Annotated in this window: 24 protein-coding genes and 1 pseudogene; 11 read left to right on the top strand and 14 right to left on the bottom strand. The window is 62.8% G+C overall.

Features of this window, described 5'->3' with window-relative positions:
• Positions 1-3 precede the first annotated feature (3 nt).
• A complete protein-coding gene (locus tag EN824_RS21010) occupies positions 4-1263 on the top strand; it encodes an aminomethyltransferase family protein (RefSeq protein WP_135932648.1) in 1260 nt (419 codons plus the stop codon).
• A 2-nt stretch (positions 1264-1265) separates the two neighbouring features.
• Positions 1266-1514 (top strand): hypothetical protein, encoded by a 249-nt coding sequence (locus EN824_RS21005; protein ID WP_135932647.1) that lies wholly within the window; start codon positions 1266-1268, stop codon positions 1512-1514.
• A gap of 7 nt (positions 1515-1521) precedes the next feature.
• Here the strand turns inward: EN824_RS21005 and EN824_RS21000 are convergent, their stop codons facing one another.
• The 4 genes from EN824_RS21000 to EN824_RS20985 all read right to left on the bottom strand — a co-directional run bounded on the left by EN824_RS21000 (position 1522) and on the right by EN824_RS20985 (position 4535).
• Entirely contained in the window at positions 1522-2580 is a 1059-nt protein-coding gene (locus EN824_RS21000; RefSeq protein WP_135932646.1) for a dipeptidase, read from the bottom strand.
• 97 nt (positions 2581-2677) lie between these two features.
• Positions 2678-2977 carry a GNAT family N-acetyltransferase gene (locus tag EN824_RS20995; protein WP_015315410.1) on the bottom strand — a complete coding sequence of 100 codons (300 nt, stop codon included), beginning with the start codon at positions 2975-2977 and terminating at the stop codon, positions 2678-2680.
• 4 nt (positions 2978-2981) lie between these two features.
• Complete coding sequence (locus tag EN824_RS20990) at positions 2982-3599, bottom strand: alpha/beta hydrolase (RefSeq protein WP_127278574.1); 618 nt, start codon at positions 3597-3599, stop codon at positions 2982-2984.
• A 3-nt stretch (positions 3600-3602) separates the two neighbouring features.
• Positions 3603-4535: a VOC family protein gene (locus EN824_RS20985; protein WP_135932645.1), complete on the bottom strand. Its 933-nt coding sequence runs from the start codon at positions 4533-4535 to the stop codon at positions 3603-3605.
• Between the two features lie 226 nt (positions 4536-4761).
• Between EN824_RS20985 and EN824_RS20980 the strand changes: the two genes are divergently transcribed.
• On the top strand, positions 4762-6321 hold the full coding sequence (locus EN824_RS20980; RefSeq protein WP_127278576.1) for an alkaline phosphatase family protein: 1560 nt from the start codon (positions 4762-4764) through the stop codon (positions 6319-6321).
• Positions 6322-6350: 29 nt separating this feature from the next.
• Here EN824_RS20980 and EN824_RS20975 read toward each other — a convergent pair whose 3' ends face one another.
• Positions 6351-7643 carry a PRC-barrel domain-containing protein gene (locus EN824_RS20975; protein ID WP_127278577.1) on the bottom strand — a complete coding sequence of 431 codons (1293 nt, stop codon included), beginning with the start codon at positions 7641-7643 and terminating at the stop codon, positions 6351-6353.
• A gap of 250 nt (positions 7644-7893) precedes the next feature.
• On the opposite strand from EN824_RS20975, the gene EN824_RS20970 reads away from it, so the two are divergent.
• On the top strand, positions 7894-8814 hold the full coding sequence (locus EN824_RS20970; RefSeq protein ID WP_135932644.1) for a diacylglycerol kinase family protein: 921 nt from the start codon (positions 7894-7896) through the stop codon (positions 8812-8814).
• Between the two features lie 29 nt (positions 8815-8843).
• On the opposite strand, the gene EN824_RS35320 is transcribed toward EN824_RS20970, so the two are convergent.
• On the bottom strand, positions 8844-9017 hold the full coding sequence (locus tag EN824_RS35320; protein ID WP_189343577.1) for a hypothetical protein: 174 nt from the start codon (positions 9015-9017) through the stop codon (positions 8844-8846).
• A gap of 155 nt (positions 9018-9172) precedes the next feature.
• Here EN824_RS35320 and EN824_RS20965 point away from each other — a divergent pair, with 155 nt between their 5' ends.
• Positions 9173-10705, top strand: coding sequence for an HWE histidine kinase domain-containing protein (locus EN824_RS20965; RefSeq protein ID WP_127872057.1), 1533 nt, complete (start codon positions 9173-9175; stop codon positions 10703-10705).
• A gap of 27 nt (positions 10706-10732) precedes the next feature.
• Here the strand turns inward: EN824_RS20965 and EN824_RS20960 are convergent, their stop codons facing one another.
• The 3 genes from EN824_RS20960 to EN824_RS20950 form a co-directional block, all read right to left on the bottom strand.
• A complete protein-coding gene (locus EN824_RS20960; protein ID WP_135882123.1) occupies positions 10733-11197 on the bottom strand; it encodes a hypothetical protein in 465 nt (154 codons plus the stop codon).
• A 9-nt stretch (positions 11198-11206) separates the two neighbouring features.
• On the bottom strand, positions 11207-11533 hold the full coding sequence (locus tag EN824_RS20955; RefSeq protein ID WP_127872059.1) for a DUF883 family protein: 327 nt from the start codon (positions 11531-11533) through the stop codon (positions 11207-11209).
• Positions 11534-11659: 126 nt separating this feature from the next.
• Positions 11660-12421: a Crp/Fnr family transcriptional regulator gene (locus tag EN824_RS20950; protein WP_127872060.1), complete on the bottom strand. Its 762-nt coding sequence runs from the start codon at positions 12419-12421 to the stop codon at positions 11660-11662.
• Positions 12422-12571: 150 nt separating this feature from the next.
• Between EN824_RS20950 and EN824_RS20945 the strand changes: the two genes are divergently transcribed.
• Positions 12572-12952, top strand: coding sequence for a response regulator (locus tag EN824_RS20945; RefSeq protein WP_245464483.1), 381 nt, complete (start codon positions 12572-12574; stop codon positions 12950-12952).
• A gap of 43 nt (positions 12953-12995) precedes the next feature.
• Here EN824_RS20945 and EN824_RS20940 read toward each other — a convergent pair whose 3' ends face one another.
• Together EN824_RS20940 and EN824_RS20935 are read right to left on the bottom strand one after the other, a co-directional pair.
• Entirely contained in the window at positions 12996-13547 is a 552-nt protein-coding gene (locus EN824_RS20940; RefSeq protein WP_010911883.1) for an RNA polymerase sigma factor, read from the bottom strand.
• A 3-nt stretch (positions 13548-13550) separates the two neighbouring features.
• Positions 13551-13754, bottom strand: coding sequence for a NepR family anti-sigma factor (locus tag EN824_RS20935; RefSeq protein ID WP_127280183.1), 204 nt, complete (start codon positions 13752-13754; stop codon positions 13551-13553).
• A gap of 222 nt (positions 13755-13976) precedes the next feature.
• Here EN824_RS20935 and EN824_RS20930 point away from each other — a divergent pair, with 222 nt between their 5' ends.
• The 5 genes from EN824_RS20930 to EN824_RS20910 all read left to right on the top strand — a co-directional run bounded on the left by EN824_RS20930 (position 13977) and on the right by EN824_RS20910 (position 17408).
• Positions 13977-14771: a response regulator gene (locus EN824_RS20930; protein WP_135917187.1), complete on the top strand. Its 795-nt coding sequence runs from the start codon at positions 13977-13979 to the stop codon at positions 14769-14771.
• 208 nt (positions 14772-14979) lie between these two features.
• Complete coding sequence (locus EN824_RS20925) at positions 14980-15144, top strand: DUF1328 domain-containing protein (protein ID WP_027031438.1); 165 nt, start codon at positions 14980-14982, stop codon at positions 15142-15144.
• A 163-nt stretch (positions 15145-15307) separates the two neighbouring features.
• Positions 15308-16342 (top strand): sensor histidine kinase, encoded by a 1035-nt coding sequence (locus tag EN824_RS20920; protein ID WP_135929508.1) that lies wholly within the window; start codon positions 15308-15310, stop codon positions 16340-16342.
• A 411-nt stretch (positions 16343-16753) separates the two neighbouring features.
• Positions 16754-17080 (top strand): hypothetical protein, encoded by a 327-nt coding sequence (locus EN824_RS20915; RefSeq protein ID WP_135932643.1) that lies wholly within the window; start codon positions 16754-16756, stop codon positions 17078-17080.
• 82 nt (positions 17081-17162) lie between these two features.
• Positions 17163-17408: a YMGG-like glycine zipper-containing protein gene (locus tag EN824_RS20910; protein ID WP_135920077.1), complete on the top strand. Its 246-nt coding sequence runs from the start codon at positions 17163-17165 to the stop codon at positions 17406-17408.
• 144 nt (positions 17409-17552) lie between these two features.
• Here EN824_RS20910 and EN824_RS20905 read toward each other — a convergent pair whose 3' ends face one another.
• The 3 genes and pseudogenes from EN824_RS20905 to EN824_RS20895 all read right to left on the bottom strand — a co-directional run bounded on the left by EN824_RS20905 (position 17553) and on the right by EN824_RS20895 (position 21529).
• Positions 17553-19193 (bottom strand): CHASE domain-containing protein, encoded by a 1641-nt coding sequence (locus EN824_RS20905; protein WP_135920075.1) that lies wholly within the window; start codon positions 19191-19193, stop codon positions 17553-17555.
• Between the two features lie 149 nt (positions 19194-19342).
• Positions 19343-20166: pseudogene (locus EN824_RS20900) on the bottom strand (ATP-binding cassette domain-containing protein).
• A 10-nt stretch (positions 20167-20176) separates the two neighbouring features.
• Positions 20177-21529, bottom strand: coding sequence for a sugar ABC transporter permease (locus EN824_RS20895; protein WP_127277544.1), 1353 nt, complete (start codon positions 21527-21529; stop codon positions 20177-20179).
• Positions 21530-21565 lie beyond the last annotated feature (36 nt).

The following is a 21565-nucleotide window of genomic DNA, read 5'->3' as shown; positions in this document are numbered from 1 at the left end:
GTTATGGCTCAGGCAACCAGGAAGAAGCCCGTTGCAACGACAGCCAATGCGGCTGTTTCTGCCCGCACCCTCGCGCAAACCCACTTCCGCACGCTGCGTCTCGCCACGCCGTTCCAGCCGCGCATCGACGCACTGGCCAAGACCCAGGACTGGTACAATTGGGCCGGTTACCGCGCGCCGCATTCGCTCTGGGACGAGGAGCTCGAATATTTCGCCATCCGCAGCCAGGCGGCAGTCTTCGACATCTCGCCGATGACCAAATACCGCATCGAAGGCCCGGATGCCGAAGCCTTCCTCGACCGCGTCACCTTGCGCGATGTCACCAAGCTCAAGCCCGGCCGCGTTCATTACACCGCGTGGTGTGACGATGAAGGTTTTGTCCTGGACGACGGCACGCTGTTCCGACTTTCGCCAACCCGCTTCCGGCTGTGTTCGCAGGAGCGGCATCTGCCCTGGCTGCTGGACAGTGCTCTTGGTTTCGACGTCACCGTCGAGGAAGAAACCGAGGCCGTCGCCGGGCTCGCCTTGCAGGGCCCCACATCTTTCGCCGTGCTGCGCGATGCGGGTTTCGCCGGTGTCGAGAAGCTGAAAATATTCGACCTTGCCGAGTTCCCGCATGACGGCGGCGCGGTCATCATTTCACGCACCGGCTTCACCGGCGATCTCGGCTACGAATTGTTCGCCCCGGCCGACAAGGCGCTCAGCCTGTGGGACCGGCTGATGACGGCAAGCGAACTGCGCGGCATCAGGGCCATCGGCTATACCGCGCTCAACCGCGCGCGGCTCGAAGCAGGGCTGATTATCGCCAATGCCGATTTCACCACCGCCGAACACGCCATCCGCGCCGACCGCCTGCGCATGCCCGACGAGATCGGGCTTGGCTTCATGATCGATCTGGAAAAGGCCCATTTCAATGGCCGCCGCGCCATCCTCGAAGCGAGGACAAAACGCAGGCTGCGCCATGTCCTGGTCGGGCTGGAGATCGACGGCAACATCCCGGCCGAACACGCGATCGTCTACTACAAGAAGAGCCAGGAGGTCGGGCTGGTCAGCGCCGCCATGTGGTCGCCGATGGCCAAGCGCAACATCGCCATCGCCTCGCTGGCGCGGCCCTATGGTGATACTGTCGTGGAAGACCTGTGGGTCGAGATCTATGCCATGCGCGAGCTGCAGTACCAGAAGTTGATGAAACGAGCCAAGATCGTGGCGCGCCCCTTCATCAGGCTCGACCGCCGCACCGCCAACCCGCCGGCGGATTTCTGAGCATGGCCGAGGAAGCGGAAGGCGAAGTCGCCGAACAGTGGGAACTGGTCAACACGCCGCTCGGTGAGAAATGGTCGGGCCGCACGCGCTACGCCGCCGCCATGTTCTTCTACAAGCGCGACGAGATGAGTGCGGAGACCCTGGAGGTCTACCGCATCTGCGCCAGGCTCGATTCGGAAAACCCGTTGCCGATCATTCGCGACCGTGGCGTCGGCAAGGATTGGCTGAAGCGCATGGGCTACGACAAGTAGCGCCGGCTCAGCCGATCGTGCGCTCGAGCATGCTTAGCCAGTTGCGGTAGGCGATCTTTTCGATCAGCGCGCGGCCGAAACCGCGCGCCGCCAGCGCATCGACGAGTTTAGGCAGACCGGCGACGTCGCCGATGACGGCCGGGATCATGGCGCCGTCGAAATCCGAGCCGAGACCGACGCCGTCCTCGCCCAGAGCCTGCAGCAGGGAATCGATATGGCGCACCATGATGTCGAGGCTGGTGTCGGCATTCATGCGGCCGTCCTCGCGCAGGAAGCCGGTGGCGAAGTTGAGGCCGACCATGCCGCCGGATTCGCGGATCGCGCCGAGTTGCCATTCGGTCAGATTGCGCGAATGGCCGCAGATCGCGTGCACGTTGGAATGGGTGGCGACCAGCGGCGCATTGCTGATTTCAGCGACATCGCGAAAGCCCTTCTCGTTGAGATGCGAGAGGTCGATCATGATCTTCAGTTCGTTGCACGCCTTGACCAGCGCCTTGCCGGCATCGGTCAGGCCGGGTCCGGTGTCGGGCGAGGACGGAAAGCGGAACGGCACGCCGTGGCCGAACGCGTTCGGCCGGCTCCAGACGATGCCGAGCGAACGCAGGCCCGCGGCATGCAGCACGTCGAGCATGGTGAGTTCAGGATCGATCGCCTCGACGCCCTCGATGTGGAACACTGCGGCAATCGTACCTTGCGCCATGGCATTGCGCACATCGCCGGCACTGCGGCAGATCGCCAATGCGCCGGCACGCTCCAGCCGGAACAGGATCGACGCCATCGCGATCGTCGAGTTGAGCGCATCGGCGCGCGGAACCTCGGGCGGCAACGGCTCGCTGTCGCTCGGCGCCGAAGGCACGGCGCTGCGCCGCGCTTTCTCGACCGGCGGCGGGAAGATGGCGAACATGCCACCGGCGAATCCGCCGGCCTTGGCGCGCGGCAGGTCGATATGGCCGCCCGATTTCCCTTCGACGAACAGCTTTTCGACGTCCCTGTCCTTGGACTGATAGAGCCTCAGCAGCGTGTCGTTATGGCCGTCGAAGACGGGGACGAGGTCGGATTCGGTCATAGGGGGGTCATTCGGTTCGTTCATCGGCGCGGGAGCGATATATCATACCCACTTAGGCAAGATGTGCTACCCGCGCAAATGACAAAGCCTGTCCGACCTATTGCTTCAGCACGTCGGCCCATTCCGGATGGCGGCGGAACTGGGCGTTGGCGAACGGGCAGAGCGGGATGATCTTCTTGCCCGCCGCCCGCGCATCCTCGACGGCGCGGGTGACGAGCCGAAGCCCGGCGCCCTGGCCGCGAAAGGCGTCCGGCACTTCGGTGTGATCGATGATGAGCTGGTGCTCGCCGATCTTGGTGAAGGTCATTTCGGCTTCGGCGCCGCCGGCGCCGCGCAGGACGTAGCGACCCTTGGAACCGCGATCTTCAAGTTCGATCTCTGGCAGCTGATCGGGCATCTCTTTACACTCCTTGGGCACCGGCAAAAAGCCGCCGCGCCGCCTCGATTTCGTTTGGCCGCACCTCGTGCCCGCCTTCGTGCCACTCCACTGTGACATCGGCGCCATCGGCACGCAAATAGGCTTCGAGCCGCGCCGTCAGGTTCGGCGGGCAGATCGGATCGCGCCTGCCGGCGGTCACCAGGATCTGACGGCCGGCAAGGCTGCCTTTCACCTCCGGCTCGAACGGGATCAGCGGATGCATCAGCACCGCGGCGTCGAAAAGATCAGGGGCTTCGAACACCAGCGAGGCCAGGATGTTGGCGCCGTTGGAATAGCCGAGGCCGAGCACGGCCGATGGCGTCGTCGCCTCGACATGGGCCTTGACGAAGCCCACCATCTTGCCCGTCGCCCGCGCAAGGTCGTCCATGTCGTAGACGCCTTCGCCGGTGCGGCGGAAGAAACGCGCGGCACCTTGTTCTGAAACATCGCCGCGCGGCGAGATGATGGTGGCCTGGGGCGCGAGATCGCGCCCCAGCGAGACAAGCTGGCTCTCGTCGCCGCCCGTGCCATGGAAGACGAAGAGCAGCGGACCACCCGGCGAACCGGGCAGCATCTTGTGGATGAAAGCGTCCTTGCTCATCGCTCAGCCCTCCAGCTTCTGCAGATGCTGTTCGAGATAGGGCCGCAGGTGCTGATGCTGGGTGGGCAGCTTCAGCGCCTCGCCGAGATGGGCGGTGTCCTCATCACGGTCAAAGCCCGGCTCGTTGGTGGCGACTTCGAACAGCACGCCACCGGGCGTGCGGAAATAGATCGCCCAGAAATAGTCGCGGTCGATCACCGGCGTCACGCCATAGCCTGTATCCATCAGCGCTTTGCGCACTTCAAGCTGCTTGGCGCGGTTCTCTACGGCGAAGGCGACATGATGGACGGAGCCGGCGCCGAGATCGGCGAAGGGGGCCGTCGGCAGCGATTCGATGTCGACGACATCGGCGCCGTTGCCGTTCTTGACGGCGAGCCGCCTGACATTGCCTGACTTGTCGACTTCCTCGTAGCCCATGAACTTCAAAAGCTCCTCGGTGGCGCCTCCATCCTTCAGCCTCAGCGAAACCGAATGAAAGCCGCGGATCGCCTCGTCAGCGGCAACACCGCCCTTCACCCAGGGCGCCCTGGTGTCGGCCTTGTCCTCGACGAGGGCAAAGCCGTCGCTGTCCGGACCGTCAAATCTGAGCCGCTTCTGGCCAAAACTTTCCTCACGGGCGACATTGGCTACACCTTCGTCGGTGAAGCGTTTTTCCCAATAGGCGAGCGTGCCGTCCGGCACGGAGTAGACCGTGGTGCCGACTTCGCCGACGCCATGGCGGCCTTTGCCGATGTTGGGAAACGGAAAATAGGTCATCACCGAACCCGGCGTTCCGACCTCGTCGGCATAGTAGAGATGGTAGACATCAGGCGCGTCGAAATTGACCGTCTTCTTGACCCGGCGCAAGCCGAGCTTGTGGGTGAAGAAATCATTGTTCTGCCGTGCATCCCTGGCCATCGAGGTGACGTGATGCAGGCCCTTGATCTGGTCGAGCATGGTCTCTGCTCCTTCCCTTGGTGTGTGTGCGGCCCTCGCCGCTGTCCACGCCAATATGAGGACACGATCTGTTGGGGCAAAGGCCGCAAACACAGAATGGACTGTGCTGTAAAAGTGAACAGTGACAAGAAACTCGTTCACCATTCTGCCAACGGCCCTGGCCTTGCGCGGCTGATGGAATCGGTTCCATGTGCGCATTCGAACGTGCTGGGAAGGGGTAGCGCAAGTGACTGGAAAAGGCAGGCGGCCAAATGTCCTCCTCATTACCTGCGACCAGTGGCGCGGTGACTGCCTGTCGACTGCCGGCCATCTCCAGGTGAAGACGCCGAATGCCGATGCGCTGGCCGCCGAAGGTGTGCTGTTCAAGCGCCACTACGGCGGCGCGGCTCCGTGCTCGCCCGCGCGCGCCTGCCTCTACACAGGCCTCTATCAGATGAACAACCGTGTCTGCCGCAACGGCACGCCGCTCGATGCCCGCCACGGCAACATCGCGCTTGCCGCGCGCAGCGTCGGTTACGATCCGACCTTGTTCGGCTATACCGACGTGTCGCTCGACCCGCGCCAGCTGGCACCGGGTGATCCACGATTGCACAGCTATGAAGGCGTGCTGCCCGGCTTCACGGTGCGCCAATTGCTCCCCGAACATCAGAAACAGTGGCTGTCATGGCTGAAGCAGCAGGGCATCGATGCCAGCGCTGGAAGTCCCGACATCCATCGTCCCGTGGGCGAGGCGGATGGTGCGGTGACTGAAGCGCCACCCGTCTACTCCAAGGACCAGACGCCAACGGCTTTCCTTGCCGGCGAATTCATGCGCTGGCTGGGCGAGCAAGAGGAGGCCGCGCCATGGTTTGCCCATCTTTCCTTTATCAGCCCGCATCCGCCCTTCATTGTGCCGGAACCGTACAACACCCGATACGATCCGGCGGACGGCCCGGCTTTTCACCGTGCGGAAAGTTGGCGAGCCGAATCTCAGGGCCACCCCTACATCGCCTATGATCTTGGCCGGCAAAACCGCGCAAGGTTCCGCCCCGGTGCCACGGGCAAGGTACACGACTGGAGCGAGGATGATTTCCGCCGCATCCGAGCCATCTATTACGGCATGATCTCCGAAGTCGACGCACAGCTCGGCCGCCTCTGGCAAGCGCTGAAGACCGAAGGCGCCTGGGACAACACCATCATCGTGCTCACCTCCGACCACGCCGAAATGATGGGCGACCATTTCATGCTGGGCAAAGGCGGTTATTTCGACGGCAGCTATCACATCCCGCTGATCATCCGCGATCCCCGCCATCGCAAGGCCGCTGGCAGCACTGTCGATCGCTTCACCGAAGCTGTGGACATTTTGCCTACGCTCATCGACCTGCTCGGCGTGGCTCCCGAACCGCATCTTGACGGGTGCTCGCTGAAACCCTTCCTGAGCGGTGGAACGCCCGCCGTTTGGCGCGACGCCGCGCACTGGGAGTTCGACTTTCGCTCGGTCGCGGACGGTGAAGCCGAACGGCACTTCGGCCTTACCTCGCGCCAGTGCAACCTCGCTGTCATCCGCACGCAGAAATTCAAATACGTGCATTTTGGCGGGGGCTTGCCGCCTTTGCTCTTCGACATGGAGAACGACCCTGGCGAATTGAAGAACCTCGCCAGCAGTCCGGCACATCGCTCCACCCGCCTGGAATTCGCCGAAAGGCTGCTTGCCTGGCGGGCCGAACATCTCGACCAGTCGCTTGCACTCTCGGAACTGACGGAAAACGGGGTGGCTGGATACGCAAGGTCGCAGGCAGGGCGGTAAGGGATCTCCCCTACCGCCCGTTTCCTTGCCTATCGAACGATCAGACGCTGCTCGTCGCGCTTCTGCGCGTAGGAGCCCTTGTCGTAAGCCGCTTGCTTCTCGAGCTGCTCCTTGGTGAAGGTCGTATAGAGGTACTTCTTGCCGTCCTTGTCGGTCATGAACTTCAAATTATCCATGCCAACCGCGACCTCCTTCGAACCGATGCCGAGGAAGCCGCCGACGTCGACGATCACAGCATCGGTTTTCTTGTCGGGCGCCAGCACGACATCGCCGATCTCGCCGACCTTGGCGTCGTTGGCGCCATAGACTGTCGTGCCCTTCAGATCGTCAGCCCTGATCTCGCCAATCGGCATCTCCGTCAGCTTCGACTTGTCGATGGCCGCGGTCTTTGTCTGGTCGGGAGCGGTGGCGTCAGCCGGAGCCGCCGCCGTCTTGTCCGCCGGAGCGGCAGCAGGAGCTGTCGCGGTGGCTGGCGCGGTTGCCGCCGGCTCGTTCGATGCCGTCGTAGCCGGTGCCGGATCATAGGCCTTGCGGTTGAAGTCCGGCTGCGCCTGCAGTTCTTCCTTGGTGGTCTGCGCAACCAGCCAGCGGTCGCCATTCTTCTGTGCCCACTGCGCCTTGGCGAAATCATAGGCGACGTTCTTTTCCCCCATGCCGAGGAAGCCGCCCACGCCAATAATCAGCGACTTTGCCTTGCCTTCCTTGGTCAGCACGATGTCGTTCACGTCGCCGATCTTCTGGGCGTCGTCGCCTGTGCCGTTGTAGACATTTTCGCCGATGATGTTTGTGGCCAGATTGCCATCAGCCTGTTTCACCGGTTCCGCATTCGCCTCCGCGGGCTTCTGTGCGGTGTCTGTCGACGTGGCCGGCGCCTGGGCAGTCGTCGATGCGGCCGGGGCCAGCGCATAAGCCTTGCTGTCGAATTCCGGATGCGCCGTCAGCTCGTCCTTGGTCGTCTGCGCGACCAGCCAGCGGTCACCGTTCTTCTCGGCCCATTGCAGCTTGTCATAGTCAAAGGCGACGTTCTTGGTTCCGACGCCAAGGAAGCCGCCGACACCGATGACGACGGATTTCACCATGCCGTCCTTGTCGAAGACGACATCAGTGACCTTGCCGATATTCTCGGCATTGTCGCCAGTGCCGTTGTAGACGGTTTCGCCGATGATATTGGTGACGATGCTGCCCTCAGCGTGCACCACCGGCGCGGCCGGCTCCTGCGCCGCAGGCTGCTTCGCGGGGGCCGGGGTTGCAGTGCTTTGGGCGAAGGCACCGGTCGCGACCATTGTCGCAAGGGCGGTCGTGGCTAAAAGGGTGCGGATCATGATAGTCTCTCCTCGTGCTGATTTCGTGCACGCCGCGCCCGGTTGAACCGTCGCTGGGGAGATCGGACGCGGCATCTCTACAGGTTCACAACGTCGTGACCATGCTGTTGTTCCCACGAAGCGAATGCGCGCTACCCAGCTTCGAATCCGGCCTGGATTGCGGCGCAACCGGAACCTTTCCAAGTCCGCCGCGTTCAGCCTCCGGCTGGGCGCGTCCTGGTTAGGTTGTGATTGATCGGCGGAGCGGGGCATGAAATTTGCAGCGGTGCTGAACCGAGACGGCGGCACCTTGCGCACCACCGATATCTCGGCTTTCTCCGACCGGATGCGTCAGACGCTGGAATCGGCGGGCCACGCTCTCAGCATCGATATCGTTGCCGGCAGGGATGTCGTGGAAACCCTCGACAACGCCGTGTCGCGCCGCGCCGTCGATGTCGTGCTCGCCGGCGGCGGTGACGGCACCATCTCGGCCGCGGCTGCGAGGCTGATGGGCAAGAAAAAGGCGCTCGCCATACTGCCGGCCGGCACGATGAACCTTTTTGCGCGCGGCCTCGGCATTCCGCAGTCGCTCGATGCCGCGCTAAAATCCTTCGCCGACGGCGAAATCATCGCGGTCGACATGGCCACGGCCAATGGCCAGCCCTTCGTCCACCAGTTTTCGATCGGCATGCACGCCAAGATGGTGCAGTTGCGCCAGGGGATGGAATTCGGTTCGCGCCTGGGCAAGATCAGGGCTTCGGCCAAGGCGGCCTGGGCAACGATCAAGAACCCGCCGGCGATGAACGTCACGCTCGGCATCGGCGACGCCGAGGTGACGGCGCGCATATCAGGCATCGGCGTCACCAACAATCTGTTCGGCGAAGGCCATCTGCCTTATGCCGACAACCCTGCCGGCGGCGTGCTCGGCATCTATGTGACGGTGGCGCAGCAACGCGCCGAACTGCTCAAGTTCTTGTTCGACATTGCGCGCGGCAAGTGGCGCGACAACGAGCATGTCGAAATTCACCAAGCCGACCGTACGGTGCTGAAAATCCATTCCGGCGGCAGAAAGTTCCGGGCCGTGATGGATGGCGAACTGGTCAGGCTCGATCGTGAGACGACGATCGAAATCCATCCCGGAGCGCTCAACGTCCTGGTGCCGTCCAGCATCGCCGAGGCAAAGGCTGCCTGATGCGGTCTCGAACGACGAAAGCCAAAAAACTAGCCGCCCGGCGCGCTTCCTTGCTCGGTCGCCGGTGTCTTGGCCGCCCGGCCATAGATTTCAGCGGCACCCCAGGCCGCGAAGCTCAGGAGCAGCGCGGCGATCAGGATATACAAGACATGCCAGCCCCACCGTCCCTGACGCGCTTTGTTTTCGGGAATGATCTTGGTCATGATCGGCCCTTGTCTCGATTTGCGCCGGCTGACGCGGCCGGCAAAACATGGTCGGGTAACGGTTCCTCGCTAGGATGGTTCCAAGCAAGCCGGACCAGTGCCGGCGAAGAGACCAACAGGACGGCGGAAGTCGGGACTGGGCATTGGGGACTTGGGTGAGCAGCAAGGCGGAAGCAGCGCTGGGTCTGCCAGCCGAGGTCGCGCGCGCGGTGAAGGACGAAGACCGGCTCGCCGTGCTGCGTGGGCTGGAGGTGATCGATTCGACGATCGACGTGGATTTCAACCGCATCAGCAACCTCGCCGCGGCCGTAATGCAGGCACCGATAGCGCTGGTCACGCTTGTCGATCTCGAGCGGCAATGGTTCAAGTCATGCTTTGGCCTCGACGAAACGGAAACGGCGACCAGAATTTCCTTCTGCGCCCACGCCATCGCCGCCGGTGACGGCCCCATGGTGGTGACTGATGCGACGGCGGATCCCCGCTTCAAGAACAACCCGCTGGTCACAGGCGAGCATCATGTGCGCTTCTACGCAGGCGCACCGATGCTCGTGGCCGGCGCCAGGATCGGCACGCTGTGCGTGATGGATCGCAAACCCCATGTCTTTCCATCCAGCGCCACACTGGACCAGTTGACGATGCTCGCCGGTCTCGCCGGCAGCCTGTTCACCCTGAAGGATGCAACCCGCAGCGGCGCGATCGCCGAGGCCGCACTCGCGCGCGAGGAAAAGCGGCGCGCCATCGCCCTCGACGCGGCGTCGCTCGCCAGCTGGGCATGGGACATCCGCACGGACATGATCGAGTGCGACGTCAGGCTGTCCGAACTGTTCAACCTGCCGCGCTCGACGCGTTTGCGGGCGCGCGACATCCTGACCGCCATCGACCCGCGCGACGTCTATCAAACCGAAACCCGCTTTCGCGACGCCTTGACCGGCAGCGACGACTATTTCGGCGAATACCGGGTGAAAGGCTTTCATCCACCGCGATGGGTGGCCACGCGCGGCAGTGTCATCGAGCGCGATGGCGACGGCAAGCCGACGCTGATTTTCGGCGTCAACTACGACATCTCGGAACGCAAGCTTGGCGACGAACGGCAACGGCTGCTGCTCAGAGAACTCAACCACCGTGTCAAGAACACGCTGGCAACGGTCCAGGCGCTGGCGACGCAGACCGTGCGCCATGCCCGCCAGCCGAGCGAATTCCTCGAGGCCTTCCGCGCGCGGCTTCAGGCCCTGGGTATTGCCCATGGTCTGCTGTCCGACCGCGAATGGCGCGGCATCGGCATCCGTGAACTCGTCCAGATCGAGATCAAGCCCTTCGACACCGCCGACCAGCCACGCTTGACGATCTCCGGCGCCGATCTGTTGCTGTCGCCTGATCAGGCCGTCGGGCTCGGGCTGATCCTGCACGAACTGGCCAGCAACGCGCTGCAATATGGATCGCTGTCTGTTGCATCGGGCAAGGTTGATCTCGGCTGGAAGGCGCAAGGCAGGAAAGGCGACCGGCGCCTCGTTTTCACCTGGCGCGAAAGCGGCGGTCCTGAAGTTGCCCCACCCGAGCGGCACGGCTTTGGCTCGATCCTCATCCGGCGCAGTCTGGCCAAGGTCATTTCGAGCGAAGTGACCCATGAATTCCGGCCGGACGGGGTCTTCGCCGAAATATCGATGCCGCTGGAGGATCTGTCGGAGTGAGACGAGGCAGTCCAGATGCCCGACATACTACCCCTCGCCGGCATCATCCGGATGATCGGTGTCCGGCTTCACGTTCTCGCGGTAGATGGCATAGGCCGCCAGTGCCACGGCCGGACCAAGAATAACCCCTAGTCCGCCTTTTCCCTTCAGCAATGTCGGCAGCACGGCGAGCGCGGCCGTAATGCCGATCGCCTTCATGTCGGCTTTGCGCCGCCTTGCCTCGCGGCGGACCCGGGCGCCCGCCATCAGCCGGTGGATCAGAAGAACAAGGCCCGCGATCACCAGGAAGCCGACACCGAAACCAATCGCGGCAGCTAGCGATCCATACCGCACCGACGTCCAGATATAAGCTGCCCCGACCAGGAAGCCGAGGCCGCAGAATGCCGCCAACGCTGCAAACGCGTAGACGACGGCCGCCGTGCGCGCGCGCCGCACGGCGGCCATTGTTTCACCCGAGGCGAAAGCCGAGAGCAGGGAAGCCAGCAGTCCCATCTCGGCGGACTAGCGACGCGCCAGCAGTGCGAACAGGAAGCCGACGCCAGCGGCGATTGCAAGAGACGTCACCGGCTTTTCGCGTACGCTTGCCACCATCTGCGCCTCAAGATCCCTGGCGTTGCCGCGCAGGCTGTCGAAGGCGGCCTCACCTTGGGCGCGCAGCTGTTCGACGCCTTCGGCCGCCGCCCGGCGCGCCGTGCCGTAGCCGTGTTCGCCGGTCTTGGCCAGCTGTTTGGTGAGCTTGTCGATATCGGCTTTCAACTGCCTGATGTCGGCTTCGAGATCCGGATTCGTCCGCGCTTCGTTGGCGGTCTTGCTTGCGGCGGTTGCCATTGCTTAACTCCTTGTGATTGCTCGATTTCAAACGCGCCGTGCGTCCCAAAGTTCCGATGCCCGGACAAACTAGCCGAAAACCCGGTCATGCGCACCCGATCCGCCGCCCTGGCAAGAAGTGCGGTGTCAGATCAATGGCCGGCGGCCCTCGCCCAGCCCCTCCCAGCCGGCGAGCTGCTTCAGCCCTTCATTGTCGACGACCCCGCACCCGCCGTCGCGCCAGACGATCAGCTGGCGATCCATCAGCTTGCGGATCGTCTTGTTGGTGTGAACCAGCGACAGGCCAAGCGTATCGGCGATGTGCTGCTGCGTGATCGGAATCTGGATGGTTTGCTTGCCGTTCAGTCCGACGACCTTGGCTCGGCTGGCGATGAAGGCGATAAGATAGGCGGCACGCTCGATCGCGCTGCGGCGGCCGAGACTGAGCAGGTTCTCGTCCAGCATGCGCTCTTCGCGCGACGCGATCCAGGTGATGTCGTAGGCGAGACCGGGATGGTTGCGGTAGAGTTCATGCAGGTTATCGCGTTCGAACACGCAAAGCAGCATCGGCGACAGGGCCTCGACGGAATGCTGCATCTCCCCCATGACGCTGCCTTGCAGGCCGATGAGATCGCCAGGCATGAGGTAATTGAGGATCTGTCGGCGGCCGTCCTGCAACAGCTTGTAGCGGAACGCCCAGCCGGACAGCACGGTGTAGAGGTGGGCGCTGTGGCTTCCTTCCACGAGAACAGTGGCACCCTTGTCGACCGTGAGCTCGCCCTTCTTGAATTTACTGATGAAGGCCAGCTCCGGTTTCTCGAACTCCCGGAACACCGGCAAGGGCCGTAATGGGCACTGCTCGCAAGGATATTGCCGGCTTGAAGAAGAGCGCCCGATCTGGCTTGGCATTTCGATCCCCCGTTGCGAAAGTCTGCCGTCGGCAGGCCAGTTTCACGCGCTTGCCCGAGATCGCTGTTTCGTCGCCGGCGCATGTCTTTTTTAAATGACAAGACACCAAATTGCGATCATGAATCCCGGCGTTTCAAGGAGCGATTGCCTGTGCCCCAATTACTTGACGGATTGCGCATTCTTGTCTTGGAGGATGAATTCCTCATAGCCATGGATGTCGAGCAACTCTGCCGTGACCACGGTGCGGGCGAGGTGGTGGTTGCCCGCGACCTGGCCGAGATCGACGGCCGTAAGGTCGCGACGCATTTCGACGCGGCCATTGTCGATCTGATGCTGGGCGGCGCTTCGACGCTCGAATTCGCCGCGGGCCTGCGGGAGACCGGCGTCCCGTTCGTGTTTGCGTCCGGCTACTCCGATGCGGACGAGATCAAGGCCTCCTTTCCCGGGGTGAGGCTGGTCACCAAGCCCTATTCAGGCGAAGACCTCGTTGAAGCGGTGGCGCTAGCCTACGGTCGCGGCTCCCCCGGCTAAGACTGACGCGACGGCACTCGAATTGCCGTGATGCAGCCGTATTTCAATGTGCCGCCGTGCCCGTGACCTGGGCGGAGATCGCATCGGGACCATACTCGTCCTCGCCGGAGATTTTCAGGATTTCCTGAAGGCGTGTACGAGCCCTGCTGACGCGGCTCTTGATCGTTCCGACCGCGCAACCGCAGATTTCGGCGGCCTCCTCGTAGGAGAATCCCGATGCGCCGATCAGGATGATGGCTTCGCGCTGGTCCTCCGGCAATTGCTCGAGGGCGCCGCGAAAATCCTTGAGGTCGAGCTGGCCGTGCTGTGCCGGATGCACCGCAAGCCGGGCCGTCATGATGCCGTCGCTGTCCTGCACCTCGCGGCCGCGCTTGCGCATCTGCGAATAGAATTCGTTGCGCAGGATCGTGAAAAGCCATGCCTTGAGATTGGTGCCAGGCTGGAAGCTCTCATGCTTGTCCCAGGCCTTGACCAGCGTTTCCTGAACGAGGTCATCGGCCTTGTCGGCATTCTGCGTCAGCGACACGGCAAAGGCCCGCAAGCTCGGGATTGCCCCAAGCAGATCGGTCTTGAAGCCTTGGGAGACCGCGGCCATGATCTAGTCCTTCTTCTGTGCGGGTTCGGCTTGTTCCAGTTGGCTGAGCAACTGGGCGAAGCGATCCGGCACATTGTCGGAGACCAGCTCGTCGTAATATTGTTTGAGTTTGCGTCCGATTTCGGAGTTCGGCCCCAGCGGGTCGCCGGCACCGTTCCGGCGCCTGCCCGCGGCGCCAGCCAAAATATCTTTCGTCATATCCTTCATTTCGCCCTTATAGTCCCAGCGCCCAAGCCGCCCATAACAACACAACACAAGGCAAGCGACACCCTCGTCTGGGTTGCCCATCCCGGTATCAAACGCCGTTTCCGTCTATTCGTTCCATATAGGCCGGAACTTTTTCGGAAAACCCGCGTTGTATTAGCGGGGCTTGCAACAAGCTTGACCTGCAATCCGTGCACTCGCGTCATCTGAGGGAGACGTCTTACCATGAGTTTATCCGCCACCATCGCACCGCACCTGCCGTTCCTGCGCCGCTTTTCGCGTGCCGTCTCGGGATCGCAAGAGAGCGGCGACGCGCTGGTCGCCGCGATGCTCGAAGCCATCATCGCCGACATCGAGATCTTCCCCGAGGCATCGAGTGACCGGATCGCCTTGTACAAGGTTTTCGCCAAGCTCTTCACATCGGTTGCCATCCGTGTCCCGCAGGAGCAGGCACAATCGGCGTGGGAACAGCGCGCGGCCGCCAATCTCAATGCCATCGCGCCGCTTCCGCGCCAAGCCTTCCTGCTGGTTGCCGTCGAAGGTTTCAGCGAGGACGAGGCGGCCGAAATCCTCGATGTCGGCGAACAGCAATTCTCCGAGTTGCTTGCCCAGGCAAGCAACGAGATTTCACGCCAGGTGGCGACCGACGTGCTGATCATCGAGGATGAACCGCTGATTGCCATGGACATAGAGGAGATGGTCGAGAGCCTCGGTCATCGGGTGGTAGGAACGGCGCGTACCCATGCCGAAGCGGTGACGATGTTCGGCAAGACCCGACCGAAGATGGTGCTGGCCGATATTCAGCTCGCCGACGGCAGCTCAGGCATCGAGGCCGTGAACGAAATCCTCTCCTCGACATCGGTGCCGGTGATATTCATCACCGCCTTTCCCGAGCGTCTCCTGACCGGAGAGCGCCCCGAACCCGCCTTCCTCGTGACCAAGCCGTTCAATCCCGACATGGTGAAGGCGCTGATCAGCCAGGCGCTGTTCTTCGATCGGCAGGCCAAGGCTGCCGCATAGATCGCGGCCTCCGGAAGCCGGACAAGATCAAAAAAAGGCCGCCGGATGCGACCCATCCGGCGGCCTTTTTTGACAAGCCGGATCGGCTACCGGGGAATTTCCAGCCGGCGCTGCCCGGAACGATTTGCAAGCCCCGTCTTTTTCGGCGAATGGTGGAACAAACCGCATCCACCCACGTTTTTATCGCATCATTCGAAGGAGATGAACCATGCTGTACTGGGCGCTCGTATTTCTCGTCGTGGCGATTATTGCCGGCGCGCTTGGTTTCGGCGGCATCGCCGGCACATCCGCCGGAATCGCGCAGATATTGTTCTTTATCTTCCTCGCTTTCCTGGTCATTTCGCTTCTGGCCGGCCTGTTCAAGAGGGCATGAGCCTGACGGCTCATCAGGTGAACACTGGAAGCCGCACCCCTCAAACGGTTTCCAGCCACCGCCGGGCGGGGTCCTTCAATGGACACCGTCCGGCGGACCGCTTTTAGGGGAACCCATTCGACAGTGAGCCGTTCAGCCTGAGTTGGGTGGACAGATTTGATCGATGCGCTCCAGGACTTCAGATAAAACGGAAGGCGCACGGAGCGATGAAGTCATCGCCATGCATCCGGCCGAAAGTGGCATGCAGCTTGGTCGGGCTCTTCTCCACGCGCTGCACAATGCCGGCATTTCCGTCCTTTACCAGGATCGCGAGATGAAGACCGTATGGGCCCGCAACATGCGCGCGCCCTGGGCTTCCGACGATGCCGACGGGAACGGCATCCTGCAGACGGCGCAGGCCGATCGCATCGGCGCCGCCAAGCACGATGTGGTCGCGACCGGCGATCCTCAGCGCCTTGAAATCAGTGTTCCGGTCGAGAATGGCGTCCGCTGGTTTCAGATTTGGGTCGATGCCGACCGAGGCGACGATGGCGATGTACAAGGCGTCGTCACCACCATGGTCGAGACGACCGAGCAGAAGCGGCGCGAACAGACATTGACGACGCTGCTGCGTGAAGTCAGCCACCGCTCGAAAAACCTGCTGGCGATCATCCAGAGCATCGCGACCCAGACCGGTCGTTATTCCGACGGCGTCGGCGACTTCCTGACGCGCTTCCGCGGCCGGCTGCAGTCGCTGGCGTCCTCCCAGGATCTGGTGACATCCTCCAACTGGCGAGGGGCAGCCCTTCATGAGCTGGTGGCGAGCCAGGTCGGCCGCTACGGAGCGAACCCATCGCACAGCCTGCGCTTCCGTGGCGCCAATCCCTACCTCAATCCCAACGCCGCGCTGCATATCGGCCTGGCGATGCACGAACTCGCCGTCAACTCCGTCAGCTATGGCGCCCTGTCCCGGCCTGACGGTTTCGTCGAGGTCACCGCCAACCTCGACGCCGCCGCCACGGGGGAGTTAGCCCTGTCTTTGACATGGGCCGAAACGATAGGGACCGACAACGATCGCGGCGGTCAAAAGCGATTCGGCAGCGTCGCCTTGGAGCGGGTGGTGCCAGCATCCCTGAACGGAACCGCGGACCTCAATATCGGCGGCGGCCACCTCGAATATCGCCTTGTCGTTCCGCACAGCAATTTCGAGACGCAGTGAGAGCCTCGGCAAGCAGCGATTCTTAACCGGCTATTCACCATGAGGGCGGATGCTGTTTTCCCGGATACCGCCGGAACCTGCCCCGCCGTCGGACATTGTTTGCAGGCTTGCAGCGCGATACCGGAGGATGTCTTGACAGTCGCCGACATGAACAGACTGGAACAAGCCGCACGTATTTCGATGGGCGAATTTCTGGAAGCCGAATCCTCCGTAGAAACACCCTCGAGCAGATAAGGGTTTGGCGAAGGGGCTCCTTCTTGCCTTGACCGTGACAATGTTGCTGGCCGTTGTCTGGCAGTCGACCTGACTTAGGTCCTGCCCTGTTGTCATCCAAGTATCGCGTAACTCCCTTGGAAGGACAGGAACTTTTTGACGATGTTGGCCGTTATTGCGGCCAGAGGAACATCTGTCATGGAACACATAGCCGCGTTGTTACTGGTGATCGGTTGCTCGAACTCGATGGCCGAATGTCGGGAATTGCAGGTCCCAGTCAGTGTTTTTGCAACTGCCGACGAATGCACCGCTGAGCGCCCCTTCGCGATGGGCGACGTACAGGGACAGGCGCAGCATATCGTCGCCAAATGCCTCGCGGTCGACCCCACGCTGGAGGACGACTACGATCAAATTGTCTGGAAGGTGCGGCCAGACGGTAGCCTTGACGCTTCGTTGGCGATTTCCAACCTCGTCATGGCATCGAACACGATCCGCCCAGAAAAAGACCACCTTGGCCAACAATAAATTGCAGCAGCAAAGGCCGTCGTTTCGTGCTAGATGGCGGTTGGAGCTTACTAAAGTGTGGACACAAGTGAGGAGTGACTCTATGCGGAAAATACTTATTGCCATGGTTGCGGTGGTCGCTGTCAGCGGCTGCACCACGACCGAACAGGACGTCGTGGGCGGCGGCCTGATCGGCGCGGGCGTAGGCGGGTTGGTCGGCGGCGGCAAGGGCGCGCTGATCGGCGCGGCGGTCGGTGCCGGGACCGGCCTGCTGGTTCGCAACCTGCGCAACGGCTATTGCGTGTATCGCCGTCATAACGGCACGACCTATCAGGCCCGCTGCAACTAATTCAGCGATCGGAGCATTTCCAGGAGCTGTTCGGCGATTCCATGAAACGCTGAACCGCTCTAATGGAATACATATCCGGGGGCCATGTCGGGCCTCCGGATTTTCTTGGGGTGTCGATCCGCCGCTCTGGCGACCGGCAGGATTTCAGCCGACCAACGGAATTCTGATTTCCACCTTCAGGCCGTCAGCCTGGAAATCGCGCTTGATCGTGCCGCGCAATTCGCGCGTGACGTTGAGGTCGATCAGTTTGGTGCCGAATCCGGTCACGGCCGGCGCCTCGATCCTGTTTTTCCCGACTTCCCGCCAGTTCAGCGCCAGCATCCGCTCGCGCCCACGCCCTTCCAGCGACCAGTCCACCTTCAGCGCCCAATCTCCCTTGGAGGAATTGGCGGAATTGCCGGCTTCACCATATTTCAGCGCATTGGTGGCGAGTTCATGAAAGGTCAGGCCAAGCGCCTGCGTCGTGGTTTCGTCGAGCAGCACCTCCGGGCCTGACAGGAGCCCCTCCGGCAGTTCCTTGCCGAACACCTGGCCGAGCTCGATTCGCAGCAGATCGGCAAGGTCGGCTTTCTGCCAGCGCGAGCGCGTCAGCATATCCTGCGAGGCGGCCATCGCCTGCAGCCTGGCCGAGAAGGAAGCGGAGAACTCATTGACGTCGGTGGCCCGCGACGCCGTCTGCCGCGCGATCGCCAGCACCCTGGTGATCGAGTTCTTGATGCGATGCTTCATCTCCTGCAGCATCAGGTCCTTTTCGAGCAGGCTCTTTTCCATTGTCTCATGCAAGGCCGATACCGCGTCATAGGCCCGCTCCTGGTAGCGCGCCACCAGAGCGATGGCACCGGCCAGGAGCAGGCCGAACATTCCCAGCATGACGGGGATGGCGCGCGACGAGGGTTGCGAGAAGGCGCTGGTCGGCCTGAACAAAACGGTCCAAGGGCGCCCCGCCACGGTCATCTTGCGGGTGACCAGCAGCCGGTCTCCCAGGGATGAAACCGGTGGCGTCTCCGAGCGGAACAACAGATTGTCGCCGTTCACCGCTCCGTCGTAAATCTCTGTGTTGACCGGCAGCAGCGGCGCACGGCTCAGCGCGATCTGGAACAGGTCCCGGGCCCGGAAGGCGGCATAGAGAAAGCCGGCGGTCGAGGATCGCGATGCGTTGATGACCTCCGGCGCCGTTTCTACATTGAGCCGCACGAAGGCCAGGAACCCGGTGAAGGTCTGCGCGACGCCCGTGCCCTGGCCGAGCTGCACCAGCCCGCTTGCATGCTGCTGGTCGTCGGCCATCGCCTTTTCGATCGCCACGCGCCGCACCGGCTCGCTGAACATGTCATAGCCGATGCTGGCCTGGTTGGACGGATCCAGCGGCTCGAAAAGGGCTATCGGCGTGCGCCAGGGCTGCGTCGTATCCGGATAGACCGGATGGCTGGCGCCGAAATCGCGGAGGATGTCGCGCTCCACTGCGGCTTCGTCGCCCGTCTTGACCAGCCGCAGGAAGCCGATGCCGCGCAGGCCGGCAAAATTGCTGTCGATATCCAGCGCCTTGAAGAAGGCCTTGAACTCGCTCTGGGAAATATCGCCGTTGCGCGCATCGAACAGGGCCTGTGTCGAGCGCAACAGCGACAGATGCAGGTCGATGCGGCTCTCGATCCGGTTGAGGGCGTCATCGGCCGCCCCTTCGAACTTAATGCGGGCGGCCTCCTGCGTCGCGAAATAAGCGAACCCCGCCATGGTCATGCTGATCAATGCAACGGCTATGAACGCGACGATTGGAAAAAGCTTCTTCAACGGATGATGCGGTCCATGAGCAAAACAGGACCTTTATGGGCAAGTCGCCGGGCCAACACAATGGTTAGGCCAAGCCATCGTGATCACTGGCATATCACGTGAACGGCAACGGGGCGTGCCCGAGCGGCCTGGCCGGCCTGCGGCCGGCCTCAGGCGGCGATCCTCAGCGCCCCCGCCCCGGTATGGCACCTGGAGGACATTTGCCCAGGATGATCATGCCCAGCACTTCGTCCTGGGTGACGTCCGTGGTGCGTGCCGTGCCGACCACCTGGCCGTTCTTCATCACGCAAACCCGGTCGGCGAGCTCGAACACGTCGTGGATGTCGTGGCTGATCAGGAAAATGCCGATGCCGTCGGACTTGAGCTGCCTGACCAGTTCGCCGACCTGTGCCGTTTCCTGGGGGCCGAGTGCCGCCGTCGGCTCGTCCATGATCAGGATGCGGGCGTTGAACAGGATGGCGCGTGCGATCGCCACCGACTGCCGCTGTCCGCCTGACAGTTTGATCACCGGCTCCTTGAAGCGCTGGAAGCGGGGATTGAGCCGCCCCATCACCTTGCGCGCCTCGGCCTCCATGGCGACGTCGTCGAGCGTGCCCCAGGCGGTCATCAGCTCGCGGCCGAGGAACAGATTGGCGGCGGCATCGACATTGTCGGCCAGGGCCAGCGTCTGGTAGATCGTCTCGATGCCGTATTTCTTGGCGTCGCGCGGGTTGGAGATCGCTGCCTCCTCGCCATTGACGAAGATCTGGCCGGCATCGCGCTTGTAGGCACCGGACAGGATCTTGATCAGCGTCGACTTGCCGGCGCCGTTGTGGCCGAGCAGCGCTACGACCTCGCCCGGGAAAAGGTCGATCGACGCGTCGTCGACGGCACGGATGCCGCCGAAGGCGATCGAGATGTTGCGCATGTCGACCAGCGGCGTGCCCATGGGGGCGGTTGCGGGGGCAGTTGCGGGAGCGGTTTTGTCAGCCATGATCGTATCCCTAAACCCGCTTGCGATAGACGGTATCGAGCCACACCGCGATGACCAGCACGGCGCCGACGACGATGCTCTGCAGCGGCGAGTCGACGCCGAGCAGCACCATGCCCGACTGCAGCGACTGCATCAGCAATGCGCCGAGCATGGCGCCGATGATCGTTCCCGAGCCGCCGGCAAGCGACGTGCCGCCGATGACGGCCGCGGCAATGACGAGCAGCTCGTCCAATGTGCCAAGCACATTGGTGGAGGAGTTCTGCCGGGCCGACGAAATGGCGGCTGCGATCGTGGCCAGCACGCCCATGATCATGAACACCTTCATGGTGATCCAGCGCGTGTTGATGCCGGCGAGATTGGCCGCTTCCGGATTGCCGCCGATGGCAAAGACATAACGGCCGAAACGGGTGCGGTTGGTGATGAAGGTCATGACCAGGCCGACGGCGACCGCCATCAGCACCGGTATCGCGATGCCGTGGGCGATGAACAGGCCGCCCTCGGGTACGGTGATGTTGTTGGCGGCCGCGTAGCGGTTCACGATGCCGATCGGCCATGGATAGGAGTTGGCCAGCCAGACCGCGCCCATGATGACGGCGCAGGTGACGGCGCCGAGCAGCGTCTCGGCCCAGACCGGCCGTAGCGGGAAGCGGAAGCGCTTGCGCTGCACGCGCCCGTTGAACAGCGCGAACACGACGGCCAGGCAGGCGACGATGCCCACGACCCAGCTCCAGGTGGCGCCGATCGATCCGGCCGGGCCGCCGCCCATCAGCTGGAAGGTGGCGTCGAGCGGTGCCACCGTCTGGCCTGACGTGACCCACCAGGCGGCGCCGCGCCAGACCAGCAGGCCGCCCAGCGTGACGATGAAGGCCGGCACTTCGAGATAGGCAATGACGAAGCCCTGGAAGGCGCCGATCAAAAGGCCGAGCGCCAGGCCGATGACCAGAGCCAGGACCCAGATCCATGGGTTGCCGAGTTCAAGCCCCACGAACCGAACCAGGAAATGTACCTGCGCAAAACCCATGACCATGCCGATCAGGCCCTCGGCGGAACCGACGGACAGGTCGATGTTGCGCATGACGATGACCAGCACCATGCCACAAGCCATGATGGCGACCGCGGACGTCTGCACCGACAGGTTCCACAGATTGCGCGGCGTGAGAAACGTGCGGCTGTCGAAATCGAGCGGATTGACGCCGAGACGCAGGCTCGAAATCACATGCAGCGCGACCCAGATCAGCAGCAGGGCGCCGATCATGCCGAGCATGCGGGTGTCGATCTCGGTCGCCTTCAGGAACCGGGCGACCGCGCCGAGTTCCGAGGCGCGCGCGGTATCGGCCTGCGGGTTGGACGTCGTATCGGTCATGATTTCCTCCAACCGGCTGGCCGTCTACGCGGATGC

It is taken from the genome of Mesorhizobium sp. M8A.F.Ca.ET.181.01.1.1 (genome assembly GCF_004792025.1).
Taxonomy (GTDB): Bacteria; Pseudomonadota; Alphaproteobacteria; order Rhizobiales; family Rhizobiaceae; genus Mesorhizobium.
Note: the sequence above shows the minus strand (reverse complement) of the source record. Positions and strands in the feature narration are given on the sequence as shown.

Excerpts from the sequence above, each read along its gene's own strand:
- EN824_RS21010 (WP_135932648.1), top strand. The coding sequence starts at position 4 with ATGGCTCAGGCAACCAGGAAGAAGCCCGTTGCAACGACAGCCAATGCG.
- EN824_RS21005 (WP_135932647.1), top strand. The coding sequence starts at position 1,266 with ATGGCCGAGGAAGCGGAAGGCGAAGTCGCCGAACAGTGGGAACTGGTC.
- EN824_RS21000 (WP_135932646.1), bottom strand. The coding sequence starts at position 2,580 with ATGACCGAATCCGACCTCGTCCCCGTCTTCGACGGCCATAACGACACG.
- EN824_RS20995 (WP_015315410.1), bottom strand. The coding sequence starts at position 2,977 with ATGCCCGATCAGCTGCCAGAGATCGAACTTGAAGATCGCGGTTCCAAG.
- EN824_RS20990 (WP_127278574.1), bottom strand. The coding sequence starts at position 3,599 with ATGAGCAAGGACGCTTTCATCCACAAGATGCTGCCCGGTTCGCCGGGT.
- EN824_RS20985 (WP_135932645.1), bottom strand. The coding sequence starts at position 4,535 with ATGCTCGACCAGATCAAGGGCCTGCATCACGTCACCTCGATGGCCAGG.
- EN824_RS20975 (WP_127278577.1), bottom strand. The coding sequence starts at position 7,643 with ATGATCCGCACCCTTTTAGCCACGACCGCCCTTGCGACAATGGTCGCG.
- EN824_RS20970 (WP_135932644.1), top strand. The coding sequence starts at position 7,894 with ATGAAATTTGCAGCGGTGCTGAACCGAGACGGCGGCACCTTGCGCACC.
- EN824_RS35320 (WP_189343577.1), bottom strand. The coding sequence starts at position 9,017 with ATGACCAAGATCATTCCCGAAAACAAAGCGCGTCAGGGACGGTGGGGC.
- EN824_RS20960 (WP_135882123.1), bottom strand. The coding sequence starts at position 11,197 with ATGGGACTGCTGGCTTCCCTGCTCTCGGCTTTCGCCTCGGGTGAAACA.
- EN824_RS20955 (WP_127872059.1), bottom strand. The coding sequence starts at position 11,533 with ATGGCAACCGCCGCAAGCAAGACCGCCAACGAAGCGCGGACGAATCCG.
- EN824_RS20950 (WP_127872060.1), bottom strand. The coding sequence starts at position 12,421 with ATGCCAAGCCAGATCGGGCGCTCTTCTTCAAGCCGGCAATATCCTTGC.
- EN824_RS20940 (WP_010911883.1), bottom strand. The coding sequence starts at position 13,547 with ATGGCCGCGGTCTCCCAAGGCTTCAAGACCGATCTGCTTGGGGCAATC.
- EN824_RS20935 (WP_127280183.1), bottom strand. The coding sequence starts at position 13,754 with ATGAAGGATATGACGAAAGATATTTTGGCTGGCGCCGCGGGCAGGCGC.
- EN824_RS20930 (WP_135917187.1), top strand. The coding sequence starts at position 13,977 with ATGAGTTTATCCGCCACCATCGCACCGCACCTGCCGTTCCTGCGCCGC.
- EN824_RS20925 (WP_027031438.1), top strand. The coding sequence starts at position 14,980 with ATGCTGTACTGGGCGCTCGTATTTCTCGTCGTGGCGATTATTGCCGGC.
- EN824_RS20920 (WP_135929508.1), top strand. The coding sequence starts at position 15,308 with ATGCGCTCCAGGACTTCAGATAAAACGGAAGGCGCACGGAGCGATGAA.
- EN824_RS20915 (WP_135932643.1), top strand. The coding sequence starts at position 16,754 with ATGGAACACATAGCCGCGTTGTTACTGGTGATCGGTTGCTCGAACTCG.
- EN824_RS20910 (WP_135920077.1), top strand. The coding sequence starts at position 17,163 with ATGCGGAAAATACTTATTGCCATGGTTGCGGTGGTCGCTGTCAGCGGC.
- EN824_RS20895 (WP_127277544.1), bottom strand. The coding sequence starts at position 21,529 with ATGACCGATACGACGTCCAACCCGCAGGCCGATACCGCGCGCGCCTCG.